This window comes from Halosolutus amylolyticus, assembly GCF_023566055.1.
In the GTDB taxonomy this organism is placed as follows: domain Archaea; phylum Halobacteriota; class Halobacteria; order Halobacteriales; family Natrialbaceae; genus Halosolutus; species Halosolutus amylolyticus.
This window is the reverse complement of the sequence record NZ_JALIQP010000002.1, coordinates 62,607-75,696: the sequence shown is the minus strand read 5'-3', so window position 1 is coordinate 75,696 and position 13,090 is coordinate 62,607. Positions and strand designations below refer to the sequence as shown.

Genomic DNA, 13,090 nt, shown 5'->3' with positions numbered 1-13,090 from the left:
CCCTCTGTCGGTGGTGACGCTCGCTTCGACCGTCCCAAAAGAGGACGATCGCAGGGGGAGAAGGATTCCATTCGGAGAACTCTCTTCGAGCACCCCTGTGTAGTCTTGCAACGGTTGCACGAACAGCAGTGGGTGCCGGATCGCCACTAGATGCCTATCTATTCCTCGTGATCGTACCCCGCATGAGGCGTTCCTAATGAGTCTCAACGCTCCGGTCGACGAGTCCGAATACGAAACGCTCGATCACCAGATCCACGGTGCGGTGCTCCAGCCCGGAGACGACGGCTACGACGAGGCCCGATCGATCTGGAACGCGACGATCGACCGGGAACCGGCCGTCGTCGTCCGCCCTACCGGGACAGCCGACGTGGTGACTGCGGTGGCGTTCGCCCGCAAGTACGATCTTCCACTCTCCGTCAAAGGCGGCGGCCACAACGTCGCCGGCAACGCCATCTGTGACGACGGTCTCACGATCGACTTCTCCTCGATGACGTCGGTGCGGGTCGATCCCGAAGCCCAGACCGCCCGCGTCGGGCCCGGTGCGACGATGGCCGACCTCGACCACGAGACCCAGGCGTTCGGTCTGGCGACGCCCGGCGGCGTCATCTCGACGACCGGCGTCGCTGGCGTCACGCTCGGCGGCGGGATCGGCTGGCTCAGCCGTAAGTACGGCCTCTCGATCGACAACCTTCGGTCGGTCGACGTCGTCACCGCGGACGGGGAGCCCGTCCGCGCCAGCGATGAGGAGAACCAGGAGCTCTTCTGGGCGATCCGCGGCGGGAGCGGCAACTTCGGGATCGTCACGTCGTTCGAGTTCGACCTCCACGAGGTCGGCCCCGAGGTACTCTTCGGACCGATCGTCTACCCGTACGAGGACGCACCCGACCTGCTCGCCCGCTACGAGGAGTTCACGCGAGACGTACCCCGGGAGTGCGCCGTCTGGGCGAACAGCGTGGCGGCGCCGCCGCTCCCGTTCATTCCCGAAGACGTTCACGGTACCACGGTTCTCGTACTGATGGGGTTCTACGCCGGCAATCTCGACGAGGGTGAGGCGGTGCTCGAACCGCTCCGCGAGTTCGGCGATCCTATCGCCGACGCCGTCGAACCGACGCGCTATACGGAGGCCCAGCGCCTCATGGACGATCTGTACGTCGAGGGCGCCCGAAACTACTGGAAGGCGCCCAATTTCAGGGCGCTCGGCGAAGGGACGATCGACACCATCGTCGAGTACGCCGAACGGGCCCCGACCCCGCAATCCGAGATCCTCATCCACCAGGTCGGCGGGGCCGTTAACGACGTTCCCTCGGACGCGACCGCATACCCGCACCGGGACACGGAGTTCATCGTCAGCGTCGCCGCCCGATGGGAAGAGCCGACGAAAGACGACGTCTGCATCGAGTGGGTGCGAGCGTGCCACGACGCGCTCGCCGAAGGTGCGACCGGCGGGACGTACGTCAACTTCGAGGGCGACCATGAAGGCCGCGAGCGGAACGCGTACGGCGAGAACTACGACCGACTCGTCGAGGCGAAAAACGAGTACGACCCGGAGAACCGCTTCCGGCTGAATCAGAACGTGAAGCCAGCAGACTATAGTAGCAACTGAAAGTCAATGCACACCTGATCGCAGGATGGCTGTGCGATCAGTGTGTAAATCGTTTCAGTTGCTACTATAGGCCGAACCGATTTCCAAACCGATCGCACTGTCCGCGATTCTCGCTCGCTTCGATCGTTCCGGACCGCACTCCCGTCGTGCGATCGGGTGTGCAGTGACTGTCCGTGTCTAGTATTGGGAGGGGCCATACAGCCGTATTCGCCGCGCTTCGGTCGACAGAACCCGATAAAAACGCACAGTCGGTACTGCACAGACAGTGCGTGTTGCTCAACGGGTGAACCGTTGTCAACACTCGATGGTTTGGTAGCAGATACCGTTATGTGGCTGACACCCAGATGCCCAATCGAGGGGGTGCCGAAATGAGTGTACTTCACAGGGTGTGTAACCGCAACGGCAGAGAACTGTACGAGTGTCGAAATTGTGGCGAAAAGCTCGCAGAAGACGCCGACGAGTGCCCCAACTGTAACTGGAAGGGGATCGCCTACTACGAATTCTGAGCGTTCCGGACCGACAACGGGTCCGTCGTACGCATCTGCGGTATTCAACACGGTACGCATCTGCGGTATTCAACACGGATAACAGATACCGGATGACTCGTCGACACCGTCCGCGTTCCTCCGGGGTTCCGATCGAAGGCTGTGAACGAGGCAGGTGAGTTCGCGACTCCGTCTACCGGCGCGGCGATCGGACACCGATCCACAAGCGGTGACGTTTACTTCCCGGGGACGAACCTGTACGTATGCCTACCGTACGGGACCTCAGGGCAAAGGCGGGGGACGAACCGATCACCATGCTGACGGCGTACGACGCGCCGACGGCCGCGATCGTCGACGATGCGGGAGTCGACGTCATCCTCGTCGGAGACAGCGTCGGGAACGCGACGCTGGGCCACGAGACGACGCTCCCGGTGTCGGTCGACGGCATGGCCCACCACGTCGGGGCCGTCTCCCGGGCGACCGAGGACGCGCTGGTCGTGGCCGACATGCCCTTCCTCTCGTTCGGCGTCGACGAGAAAGACAGTCTGGAGAACGCCGGCCGGATGCTCAAAGAGGAGGGCGCGGAGGCCGTCAAGATCGAGAGCGGGCCCCACACGATCGACCTGACCGAGAAGATGGTCCAGCTGGGCATCCCGGTGATGGCCCACCTCGGCCTGACGCCACAGCACGTCAACCAGTACGGCGGCTACCCGCGACAGGGGACCGATCGGAAGGCCGCGGACCGGATCCTCGAACTCGCGCAGGCCCACGCCGAGGCCGGCGCGTTCTCGCTCGTACTGGAGCACGTCCCGTCGAACCTCGCGGCCGAGGTCACCGACGCGATCGACATCCCGACCATCGGGATCGGTGCCGGACCGGACTGTGACGGACAGGTGCTCGTGATCAACGACGCCGTCGGGCTGAGCGAGTGGTCGCCCTCGTTCTCGAAGCAGTTCGGCGCGGTCCGCGAGGAGATGGAATGCGCCGTCGACGACTACGTCTCGGCCGTCGAGTCCGGCTCGTTCCCCGCCGACGAACACAGCCACGAGGAGAGCGATCTCGACGAATTCTACTGACGCGATTCCGAGGCGACCGTCACTGCCACGCTGCGATCGGTTTCTTCCCAGTCACCGCCAGCCGACGGTTACAGCAGTCGATCGGTCTTCCGAACGGATAATAAGGACATATTATGACCACAAAGGCGTATTGTATATTTATCGGCAATATTTATATCCATCCTCGTCGTACCGGATGATACGTAGCGCGACCACTATGTCCACGACGCAACCGCCCCGGGATCTCGGTCCGGGGTCCGATCACACGGCCCGTTTCCAGCACGTGACCGTCGACGAGGGCGACCTCGCAGCGTGTACGATCTTTCCACGGGAGATGGACGAGAACGCGATGGCGACCCAGTGGATCACCGCCAGCGGCGACTCGTTCGTCTCGCTTCGCGAGTGCCGGTAGCGCCCGCCACAGTACGGCCGATCGCGATCGATCGACCGACGCCCCGGTCGTCGTGTTGGGAACAGAGTTCCGGATCTCGCCGTTTCACCGACACCAGGGACCCGCCTTTTCGTCGATATCAGCCACTCGTCTTTCCGACCGCAGCACCGGCCAGCGGTGGCGACTCACGTCAGACCGATCACGGAGGGGGTGTCGCAATCGGTGGGCGATCGGCTTCGGATGACCCACTCGTCGATCCAGAACGGTCACCAGTCGATCGAGTCGAGGAAGTCCGCGACGGCCGCGTTGAACGCGTCGGGTCGTTCGAGCATCGCGAGGTGGGCCGCGTCGTCGATCTCGGCAATGGTTCCGTCGTCGATCTCGTCCGCGAGGTACTCGTGGAACCACGGCGGCGTCAACTGGTCGTACTCGCCGTAGACCGCGAGCGTGGGGACGTCGATCTCGGCGACGCGATCGCGAACGTCGAACTCGTGGCAGGTCAAGAAGTCCCGTCGGGTCACCGCCTGGCCGGTCGCGTACATCCGCTCTTTCGATCGCTCTGTAATCTCCGGATCGGGGTCGTGAAAAAGACGATCGGGGTCGTGGAGAAAGTCGACGGCCCGTTCGAAGTCCTCCTCGAGCCAGACGAGGAGATCCTCGAGGACGCCGAGTCGCGCACCGGTGCCGGTGAGGACGGCCGCGTTCGGCTGGAAGTCGCGTTCGAGCAACACGTGCTGGACGACCGCTCCACCGAGGGAGTTCCCGACGAGCACCCGGGCGTCCGTGGCCTCCGCGACGGCGATGACGTCGTCCGCGTACGCCGAGAGCGTAACGTACCCCGGTTCGGCGTCGATGTCCGCCGACTTTCCGTGCCCGCTCAGGTCGACGCGAACGATCGGTGCGCGATCGGCCAGCTGTCGTTGCGGACTCCATGCGTCGCGCGACCCGCCGCTTCCGTGGACGAAGCAGATCGGCGGCCCACCGCCGCTCCGATCCGTCACGTCGTAGGCCGTCTCCCGGCCGTGGTGAGTAACCGTTGCCATACCTATGGGAACGACAGGGGCCCGTATAAAGACTCGATCCGACGACGACCGCGAGCGAGGCGGCATCGGCGCTACCGGATGACGGGCCTGTCGCGGATTCAGGAGCCCGTGTGACGCGGCGCCGTTGGACGGTTGACCCGCTGTCCTGTCCCGTCGCGACCGAGTCAATCTACTGTGAACTGCGAACAGCGATCTTTCTCGTATTCGGACGCCGTCGCCGGGGTAACCGGTGAAAGGTTTTTATACTATGGATGCTTACCTGGGGTTAGTTGAAGATGACACTCGAACAATTCACTCGCGAAGACGGGCAGGTCGCCCGGCAGTACGAGTACGACGACGAGACGGTCGTGGCCGTCGACTTCGGTGCGGCCCGGACCGACGCGTCCGTCGACCTCGTCGACGATACCGTTATCGTCGTGGTCGACGACGACCAGTACGAGTTCGAACTGCCGGTCGACGCGGACGACGCGCACACGTTTATGCAAAACGGCGTGCTCACTGTCGAAATGGAGGGCCACCGATGAAACTTACTGTCAAACCACTGAAACAGAAAGACGCAGGGCGCGGACTGGCCGCGATCGATCGGGTCTCGATGCGCGAACTCGATCTCGAGAACGGAGACTACATCGTCCTCGAGGGCAACGGTGACGGCCAGGCCGTCGCTCGCGTCTGGCCCGGCTACCCCGAAGACGAGGGCCGCGGGATCGTCAGGATCGACGGCCGTCTCCGGCAGGAGGCCGACGTTGGGATCGACGACCGCGTGACGGTCGAGCCCGCGGACGTCAGTCCCGCGAAGTCGGTCACCGTGGCGCTCCCGCAGAACCTTCGCATCCGCGGTGACATCGGCCCGCTCGTTCGCGACAAGCTGAGCGGACAGGCCGTCACCGAAGGACAGACGGTCCCGTTCTCGCTCTCGTTCGGTCCGATGGCGAGTTCCGGGCAGTCGGTGCCGCTGAAGATCGCGAGCACCTCGCCCTCGGGCACGGTCGTCATCACGGACTCGACGAACATCGAAATCTCCGAGACGCCGGCCGAGCAGGTCAGTGCCGGCGGCGGACCCGCCGCCGAGGGCGTCCCGAACGTCACCTACGAGGACATCGGCGGCCTGGACGACGAACTCGACCAGGTCCGCGAGATGATCGAACTGCCGATGCGCCACCCCGAGCTGTTCCAGCAGCTCGGCATCGAACCGCCGAAGGGCGTCCTCCTGCACGGCCCGCCGGGGACCGGGAAGACGCTGATGGCGAAAGCCGTGGCGAACGAGATCGACGCCCACTTCGAGACGATCTCCGGCCCGGAGATCATGTCGAAGTACTACGGCGAGAGCGAGGAGCAGCTCCGCGAGGTGTTCGAGGAGGCCGAGGAGAACGCCCCCGCGATCATCTTCATCGACGAACTCGACTCGATCGCGGCCAAGCGCGAGGAGGCCGGCGGCGACGTCGAGCGGCGCGTGGTCGCCCAGCTACTCTCGCTGATGGACGGCCTCGAGGAGCGCGGTCGCGTCACCGTCATCGCCGCGACGAACCGGATCGACGACATCGACCCCGCACTGCGCCGTGGCGGTCGATTCGATCGCGAGATCGAGATCGGCGTTCCGGACAAGGACGGCCGCAAGGAGATCCTGCAGGTCCACACCCGCGGGATGCCCCTCACCGAGTCGATCGATCTCGATCACTACGCCGCCAACACGCACGGCTTCGTCGGGGCCGACCTCGAGTCGCTGGCCCGCGAGAGCGCGATGAACGCGCTCCGGCGCATTCGGCCGGAACTCGACCTCGAGTCCGAGGAGATCGACGCGGACGTACTCGAGTCCCTGCAGGTGTCCGAGGGGGACTTCAAGGAGGCGCTCAAGGGAATCCAGCCCTCCGCGATGCGCGAGGTCTTCGTCGAAGTCCCCGACGTCACCTGGAACGACGTCGGTGGACTCGGTGATACCAAAGAGCGCCTGCGCGAGACGATCCAGTGGCCGCTGGACTACCCGCAGGTGTTCGAGACCCTGGACATGGAGGCCGCCAAGGGCGTCCTCATGTACGGGCCGCCCGGCACCGGGAAGACGCTACTCGCCAAGGCGGTCGCCAACGAGGCCGAGTCGAACTTCATCTCGATCAAGGGCCCCGAACTGCTGAACAAGTACGTCGGCGAGTCCGAGAAGGGGGTCCGCGAGGTCTTCGAGAAGGCGCGCTCGAACGCCCCGACCGTGATCTTCTTCGACGAGATCGACTCGATCGCGGGCGAACGCGGCCAGCGCCAGGGTGACTCCGGCGTCGGCGAGCGCGTCGTCTCACAGCTGCTGACCGAACTCGACGGGCTCGAGGAACTCGAGGACGTCGTCGTGATCGCGACGACCAACCGGCCGGACCTGATCGACTCGGCCCTGCTCCGGCCCGGCCGGCTGGACCGTCACGTCCACGTCCCCGTGCCGGACGAGGACGGCCGCAAGAAGATCTTCGAGGTCCACACCCGCGACAAGCCGCTGGCCGACGCGGTCGACCTCGACTGGCTGGCGAGCGAGACCGAGGGCTACGTCGGCGCGGACATCGAGGCCGTCACTCGCGAGGCGTCGATGGCCGCGAGCCGCGAGTTCATCAACTCGGTCGACCCCGAGGAGATGGACGACACGATCGGCAACGTCCGCATCAGCAAGGAACACTTCGAGCACGCCTTAGAGGAGATCAACCCGAGCGTGACCCCCGAGACCCGCGAGCGCTACGAGGAGATCGAAGAGGAGTTCCAGCAGGCCGAACCGGCCCAGGAAGAGGACCAGCTCGGGCGCACCTTCCAGTAAGGTCGCGACGAGCGGCGGCCGATCGCGTCCGCGATCGAATTTCGAACGGCGCGTTCGTGACGAACGACGCGAACGACAGGCGGATCAGTCCCGACCGACCGACCCGTCTCAGTCGGCGGCGACTTCGGCGCCGTCGAGATCGGCGAGCACCTCTTTCGCGTGACCCTCGGGCGTGACGCCCTCGTAAACCGCCTCGATCGTCCCGTCGGGACCGACGAGGTAGGTGTTCCGGAAGACGCCGTCGAAGGTGTTCCCGAACATGTGTTTCTCGCCGTAGGACTCGTACAGCGTGGCGACCTCGCCGAACTCGTCCGAGAGGAGGTCGAACTCGAGATCGTACTCGCCCGCGAAGTCGGCGAGGTCGTCGACGGGATCGTCGCTGATCCCGACGATAGCGACGTCCCGATCGTCGAACGCCGGTTTCGCGTCGTCGAACGATCGGGCTTCGGTGGTACAGCCCTCCGTGTTCGCGCGTGGATAGAAGTACACGACGAGTCGCTGCCCCTCGAAGTCGGAGCGGCGGACGGTCTCGCCGTGCTGGTTGGGCAGTTCGAACTCCGGTGCGTCGTCGCCTACGTCGAGCATAGCCACACGTTAGCGAGTACAGTTGTATATTTTATGATCGTAAAATACACACCCTGCGATCCTACACGCGTTAGTCCGTGATCGAACGGCGCGTCCGTATCGGACCCGGTTATTCGAGCGGTTCGGCCGCTTCCTGTTCGACGAGCGGCGTCGCGTTCTGTTCCGGCAGGGTGACCACGTCGTCACGCGAGAGGGTGTACTCGCGGTCGTCGACGCCGAGAATCGAGCCGACGTCCTGCGTGATCCGCACGGTGAGTCGATCGACGTCCGATCGATCGTCCCCGCCGGCCCCGGTTGCCGCGGACCGATCGTTCCCGGCGGGTGTCGCGTCGGTGGCGGGTTCCGATCGATCCCGATCGGACGGGCCCCCGGGGACGTCCGTCTCGGCCGGTTCGGGATCGGGGCTGTCCGGCGGTGACGGCGTCTCGTCTCCGTCACCTTCTCGGGCCGGCAGGTCGGTCGACGCCGGGTCGCCACCCATCACGTCCGCGGGGGTGACGCCACTACCGTCGGCCGTGGTCCCGGTCGCGGGCCCGTCTTCGGGTGGGACCTGTTCGGGGACGGGTTCCTCGGGCGGTGCCGGGGGTGCATCGGCCTGCCCCGGGTCGTCCCGAGTCGGCGGTGCATCGGGTGATACGGGATCGTCGTCCGTGGTCGCCGGTGTGGCATCGCTCGCCGCCTCGTCGGGACCGCCCTCGAGCGTCTCGAGGACGCGACCCTTGTTCGACTGGATCCGATCGACGAGGTCCGAAAAGAGGTCCTGCTCTTCGGCCGTCAGCCCCTCGTCGTCGGCCGGCATGCCGGCCGCAGAGAGGCTGGCCTGTTTGACGAGTTTTCCCATGCGGCGCTCGTAGATGGCCTCGACGACGTCGCGGGCGGTCTCGATCTCGTCGGTGAGCCGACCCACCTCGGGCGAGGAGAACGGATCGTCGGCCTGTTCGGCGACGCGATCGCGTTCGGCCTCGAGATCAGCGATGTAGTCGCCGACCTCCTGGTAGAACGAGGGGCGCAAATTCTGGAGGCTGTCCTTCTGGCGCTCCTTGCTCTGGACCGAACGCAACTCGTCTAGATTCATTCTTTCTCCTTTTCAGCCCTGCCACGCGCCATGAGAAACACGGCGACGTACTCCGGTAGTGACTGATCACCCTCCGAGACTGTAAAACTATTCCCCCCGAGTTCGACCTCGCCGCCGTCGGTGACGTCGACCGTGATCTCGTGCCCGCGGAACGTCCCGGGGACGGCGTCGACCAGCGGTTCGAAGTCGGCGACCTCGTCCCGATCGAGCCGGACCGTCTCGAGGCCGCTGCCGCCGTGGAGGCTCCCGGGAAGCCGGATGAGCCGGTTCGTGTCGGTGGTGACGGGTTCGTCGATCGGCGCGTTGTCCCGTTCGACGGCCGTCGACGCGAACCGCTCGGCCAGTTGCGCGACCGCGGTGTGGACGGTGACGTTGCCCGCCTCGAGCCCCTCGTGGTTGTTCCGGGCGGCGTTCAGCGTCGCCTGCGCTTTCCCCTCGCCGATGCCGTCGAACTGCTGGAGGCGATCGAGCGCGGCTTTCTCCTCCATCTCGAGGAGGTCGTCGACGAAGGCCATGAAGTGGGTGTGGATCCGGTTGCCCCAGCCGCCGTCGATCCGTAGCGTGCGTCGTTCTGTCGGCGTCTCGCGACCTAGCCCCGCGACGGTCTCGGTCTCGATCAGTTCCTCGAAGTCCAGCCCGATGCCGCGGACGTAGTCGACGATCTCGCGGCGGTGTTCCCGTTCTAAGTGCAGGACGGACTCGTCGCGGACGTGGACGTGATAGCCCCGGCCGCCGGAGAAGACGATTTCCAGATCGTCGAAGCCGAAGTCGTTCTCGAGGAAGTCCAGCAATCGGAGGAGGGCGTCCTTGCACGTCGCGAGCATCTCCGCATAGGAGTCCTCGCCGAGGGTCACGTTGGGGAGGTGGTCGGCGTCCAGGTCGAAGACCAGGTCCGCGGACTGCCAGTCCTTCTCGCTCATCGAACTGGCTCCCGGATCGCGGAAGCGCCCCGCGGAGAAGTAGACGTGTCGCGGGCGCTTGCGGACGAGAAACTCCGAGAGGTCCCCCAGTTCGAGTAACGATCGGTGCCGAACCATGGTCGTCCCCGGTCCGTCGGTCCAGGGGATGAAGCCCCACTCGCGTTCGTTGGCCGCGGGCGGCGGCGATAGCTCCGTCCGCCGGTAGTGATCGCGAAATCGCCCCCGAAGATAGGCCCTCGTTCGCTCCTCCATGCGCTTCGCCTACTCGGGGTGGGTCCGGTATAATTGTATTGGACTGTTCGTCTCGGACAGTACAGGGGACCACCGTCCGCTGATGTCGGAATCGGTAGCCGACGCCGTCTCCGAGACGGCGTCGGCTTATACTGCCGGACAAAACGGTTCATACATCGATCGCACTCGAGACGCTGTCGTCGCTGACGACAGCCGTCGAGACGCGATCGAGTATTCACTGACTGTTATCCGGTAGTATTACTGCGGATCGACGGTCACGTATCGATCGCCCCGCAAGATTGCGTCGACCCGATCGTGCCACGCCGCCGTGAATTCCTCGCGTTCCGCGTCGGTCGCGTCGCCCTCGATCAGCGCCGGCAAGTGCCGCGTGGCCGGGCCGGCGTCCGGGATCTTCGACGTGTCGTACGTGATGCGGACCGTCTCGTCGGTGTCGGTGCGCGTGAACTCGAAGGCGATTCCGTCGACGCCGATCGCGCCGAACCGGAGCAGGTCCTTGCGGCCGCCGTGGCCACCGGCCAGTCCGGCGAAGCCGTCCTCGCCCGCGGCCCCCGTGACGTACGAGACGAGTCGAGACGTGACGCCGTAGGCCGGATCGTCCCGCGGCCCGCCGGCGAGCACCGCGACGTTGCCGCGGACCGGGAGTTCGTCGCCGGGGTACAGCGCGTCGAGGCCGGCCTGCGCGATGCGGTAGGCACCTGCCGCCGTGGGACAGGAGTGGCCCGCCGCCTTCACGACGTCCTCGTACGTAACGACGATCGGGTCGTCCGGATCGACGACGGCCAGCGCCTCGGCGGCGGGGTCACGGAGTCGGATCGGTTCGACGTCCTCGTAGTCGACTTTCCAGTTCGTGCTCGTGCGGTCGGGGTCGGTGGTAGTGTCGGTCATTGTCGTGTAATGTGGATCGGATCGATCAGTCGTCAGTACCGCAACAGTCGCATGCCGTTCAGGATGACCAGCAGCACGCTCCCGATGTGGACGAGCATACCGCTCGCCATGTGGACGTAGCCGGCGAAGACACCGGCCAGCAACAGGACGACCGTCGCCACGGCCATCGCGACGTTCTCCGCGACGTTCCAGCGGGTCGCCTTGCTGAGCGAGACGGCGTAGGGAATGCGCTCCAGGTCGTCGGCCATCAGGGCCATGTCGGCCGTCTGGATCGCCGTGTCGGTTCCGGCAGCGCCCATCGCGATCCCGACGTCGGCGGTGGCCAGCGAGGGTGCGTCGTTGATGCCGTCGCCGACCATCGCCACGACGTGGCCCTCCTCCTGGAACGATCGGACGGCGTCCTGTTTCTCCTCGGGCAACAGTGCCGCCCGGTAGTCGTCGATCCCGATCGTTTCGGCCACTGCGCGGGCGGTACGCTCGTTGTCTCCGGTAAGCATCACCGTGCGGACGCCGGCGTCCTGCAGGTCCGCGACGACGTCCGCCGCCGCGGGACGGAGTTCGTCCCGAAGCGAGACGACGCCCACGACCTGGCCGTCACGGACGACGTGGACCGCCGTCTCGCCGGCCGCCTCGCGCTCGCGAACGTGGTCCGCTATCGGGGCCGGGACTTCGATCCCGCGTTCGGCGAGGAGCGCGCGGTTGCCGACGACGATCCGACGATCGTCGTGGCTCGCGACGACGCCTTTCCCGGGGACGACCTCGAACGCGTCGGGATCGGGGATCGTCGGCGACGCGACGCTCGCGTCGTCTCCCGGCCGTTCGGTGATCGCTCCGCCGTCGGTCAGGTGGGCCGCGCTGGAGCCGTCGTCGTCGCCCCGGACGGCCGCAAGGATCGCGTCCGCGAGGTGGTGTTCGCTCTTCTTCTCGGCGATCGCCGCGTCGCGAAGCACCGCGTCGGCGTCGACGCCGAACCCCTCGACGGATGCGACGGTCGTCTCGCCTTTCGTCAGGGTTCCCGTCTTGTCGAACGCGACGAGGTCGATCTTGCCCGCGGTCTCGAGGTGCTCGCCGCCTTTCATCAGGACGCCCGATCGCGCCGCGTTGCCGATCGCGCTCACGATGCTGACCGGCGGGCCGATGACCAGCGCGCCGGGACAGCCGATGACCAGCAGAGTCAGCGCGACGATCGCGTTCCCGGAGACCGCGTACGTCCCGGCCGCCAGCACGACGATCGCGGGCGTGTAGTACCTCGCGAAGCGCTCGATGATCGTCTCCGTCGGCGCTTTCGCCTCCTGGGCCTCCTCGACGCGGCGGATGATCCGTTCGAGCGTCGTATCGGTGCCCGTGCCGGTCGCGACGACCTCGAGTGCGCCCTCCTGGTTGATCGTCCCGGCGTAAACCTCGTCGCCCGCCGACTTGGGGACGGGGGCACTCTCGCCCGTGACGGGGGACTGGTCGATCGCGCTCACGGGTTCCCCGTTCGCTCGAGGGATCTCCGATCCCTCGCTGCTTTCACCCTCGGTGACCTCGCCGTCGACGGGGACCCTCGCGCCGGGTTTGACGATGACGGTTTCGCCCGTTTCGACTTCCATTGCGGGCACTTCCACGTCCTCACCCTCGCGCCGAACGATCGCCGTCTCCGGCGTCATCTCGAGCAATTCCTGGAGGGCGTTGCGGGTCTTGCCCATCGTCCGCGCCTCGAGATAGTTGCCCAGCGAGAACAGGAAGACGACGGCTGCCGCTTCCCAGTACTCGCCGATGGCGATCGCCCCGATCGCGGCCAGCGTGACGAGGGTGTTGATCCCGACGGTGCCGCTCCGGAGGGTGTAGTACGCCTTCTTCGCGACGTCGTAGCCGCCGACGACCGCCGCGAGGATCATCAGCGCGGCGCTCGCCCGTTCGACGTCGTGGACGTAGCCGAGGCTCCAGCCCACCGCGAAGAGCAGGCCGCTGGCGGCGACGACGATCGGTTGCCGGTGTTTTCGGACGTATCGCTCGAGGTTCACGTCCG

Annotated in this window: 12 protein-coding genes; 6 read left to right on the top strand and 6 right to left on the bottom strand. The window is 65.9% G+C overall.

Going from position 1 to position 13,090, the window contains the following annotated elements; translation table 11 throughout:
* Positions 1 to 196: 196 nt before the first annotated feature.
* The 4 genes from MUN73_RS06755 to MUN73_RS06740 all read left to right on the top strand — a co-directional run bounded on the left by MUN73_RS06755 (position 197) and on the right by MUN73_RS06740 (position 3,555).
* Positions 197 to 1,603, top strand: coding sequence for an FAD-binding oxidoreductase (locus tag MUN73_RS06755; RefSeq protein ID WP_250139695.1), 1,407 nt, complete (start codon positions 197 to 199; stop codon positions 1,601 to 1,603).
* Positions 1,604 to 1,971: 368 nt separating this feature from the next.
* Entirely contained in the window at positions 1,972 to 2,109 is a 138-nt protein-coding gene (locus tag MUN73_RS06750; protein ID WP_250139694.1) for a hypothetical protein, read from the top strand.
* A gap of 242 nt (positions 2,110 to 2,351) precedes the next feature.
* A complete protein-coding gene (panB, locus tag MUN73_RS06745) occupies positions 2,352 to 3,164 on the top strand; it encodes a 3-methyl-2-oxobutanoate hydroxymethyltransferase (RefSeq protein ID WP_250139693.1) in 813 nt (270 codons plus the stop codon).
* A 196-nt stretch (positions 3,165 to 3,360) separates the two neighbouring features.
* The gene (locus MUN73_RS06740; RefSeq protein ID WP_250139692.1) at positions 3,361 to 3,555 is read left to right on the top strand and encodes a DUF7511 domain-containing protein; all 195 of its coding nucleotides are present in this window, start codon (positions 3,361 to 3,363) and stop codon (positions 3,553 to 3,555) included.
* A 245-nt stretch (positions 3,556 to 3,800) separates the two neighbouring features.
* Here the strand turns inward: MUN73_RS06740 and MUN73_RS06735 are convergent, their stop codons facing one another.
* Positions 3,801 to 4,577: an alpha/beta fold hydrolase gene (locus tag MUN73_RS06735; RefSeq protein WP_250139691.1), complete on the bottom strand. Its 777-nt coding sequence runs from the start codon at positions 4,575 to 4,577 to the stop codon at positions 3,801 to 3,803.
* A gap of 275 nt (positions 4,578 to 4,852) precedes the next feature.
* On the opposite strand from MUN73_RS06735, the gene MUN73_RS06730 reads away from it, so the two are divergent.
* Together MUN73_RS06730 and MUN73_RS06725 are read left to right on the top strand one after the other, a co-directional pair.
* A complete protein-coding gene (locus tag MUN73_RS06730) occupies positions 4,853 to 5,101 on the top strand; it encodes a DUF7127 family protein (RefSeq protein ID WP_250139690.1) in 249 nt (82 codons plus the stop codon).
* Complete coding sequence (locus tag MUN73_RS06725; protein ID WP_250139689.1) at positions 5,098 to 7,362, top strand: CDC48 family AAA ATPase; 2,265 nt, start codon at positions 5,098 to 5,100, stop codon at positions 7,360 to 7,362. Before MUN73_RS06730 ends, MUN73_RS06725 begins: the two co-directional genes overlap by 4 nt.
* 108 nt (positions 7,363 to 7,470) lie before the next feature.
* Here the strand turns inward: MUN73_RS06725 and bcp are convergent, their stop codons facing one another.
* The 5 genes from bcp to MUN73_RS06700 all read right to left on the bottom strand — a co-directional run bounded on the left by bcp (position 7,471) and on the right by MUN73_RS06700 (position 13,085).
* Entirely contained in the window at positions 7,471 to 7,947 is a 477-nt protein-coding gene (gene bcp, locus MUN73_RS06720) for a thioredoxin-dependent thiol peroxidase (protein WP_250139688.1), read from the bottom strand.
* A 109-nt stretch (positions 7,948 to 8,056) separates the two neighbouring features.
* Positions 8,057 to 9,022 (bottom strand): DNA replication complex subunit Gins51, encoded by a 966-nt coding sequence (locus MUN73_RS06715; protein WP_250139687.1) that lies wholly within the window; start codon positions 9,020 to 9,022, stop codon positions 8,057 to 8,059.
* Positions 9,019 to 10,194, bottom strand: a complete 1,176-nt coding sequence (gene priS, locus MUN73_RS06710; protein ID WP_250139686.1) for a DNA primase small subunit PriS — start codon at positions 10,192 to 10,194, stop codon at positions 9,019 to 9,021. The genes MUN73_RS06715 and priS overlap by 4 nt, the downstream gene beginning before the upstream one ends.
* A gap of 237 nt (positions 10,195 to 10,431) precedes the next feature.
* Entirely contained in the window at positions 10,432 to 11,079 is a 648-nt protein-coding gene (locus tag MUN73_RS06705; protein ID WP_250139685.1) for a formylmethanofuran dehydrogenase subunit E family protein, read from the bottom strand.
* 32 nt (positions 11,080 to 11,111) lie between these two features.
* Positions 11,112 to 13,085, bottom strand: a complete 1,974-nt coding sequence (locus tag MUN73_RS06700) for a heavy metal translocating P-type ATPase (protein ID WP_250139684.1) — start codon at positions 13,083 to 13,085, stop codon at positions 11,112 to 11,114.
* Between the last annotated feature and the right edge of the window lie 5 nt (positions 13,086 to 13,090).

Coding starts and splice junctions, on each gene's coding strand:
- MUN73_RS06755 (WP_250139695.1), top strand. CDS start 197: ATGAGTCTCAACGCTCCGGTCGACGAGTCCGAATACGAAACGCTCGAT.
- MUN73_RS06750 (WP_250139694.1), top strand. CDS start 1,972: ATGAGTGTACTTCACAGGGTGTGTAACCGCAACGGCAGAGAACTGTAC.
- panB (WP_250139693.1), top strand. CDS start 2,352: ATGCCTACCGTACGGGACCTCAGGGCAAAGGCGGGGGACGAACCGATC.
- MUN73_RS06740 (WP_250139692.1), top strand. CDS start 3,361: ATGTCCACGACGCAACCGCCCCGGGATCTCGGTCCGGGGTCCGATCAC.
- MUN73_RS06735 (WP_250139691.1), bottom strand. CDS start 4,577: ATGGCAACGGTTACTCACCACGGCCGGGAGACGGCCTACGACGTGACG.
- MUN73_RS06730 (WP_250139690.1), top strand. CDS start 4,853: ATGACACTCGAACAATTCACTCGCGAAGACGGGCAGGTCGCCCGGCAG.
- MUN73_RS06725 (WP_250139689.1), top strand. CDS start 5,098: ATGAAACTTACTGTCAAACCACTGAAACAGAAAGACGCAGGGCGCGGA.
- bcp (WP_250139688.1), bottom strand. CDS start 7,947: ATGCTCGACGTAGGCGACGACGCACCGGAGTTCGAACTGCCCAACCAG.
- MUN73_RS06715 (WP_250139687.1), bottom strand. CDS start 9,022: ATGAATCTAGACGAGTTGCGTTCGGTCCAGAGCAAGGAGCGCCAGAAG.
- priS (WP_250139686.1), bottom strand. CDS start 10,194: ATGGAGGAGCGAACGAGGGCCTATCTTCGGGGGCGATTTCGCGATCAC.
- MUN73_RS06705 (WP_250139685.1), bottom strand. CDS start 11,079: ATGACCGACACTACCACCGACCCCGACCGCACGAGCACGAACTGGAAA.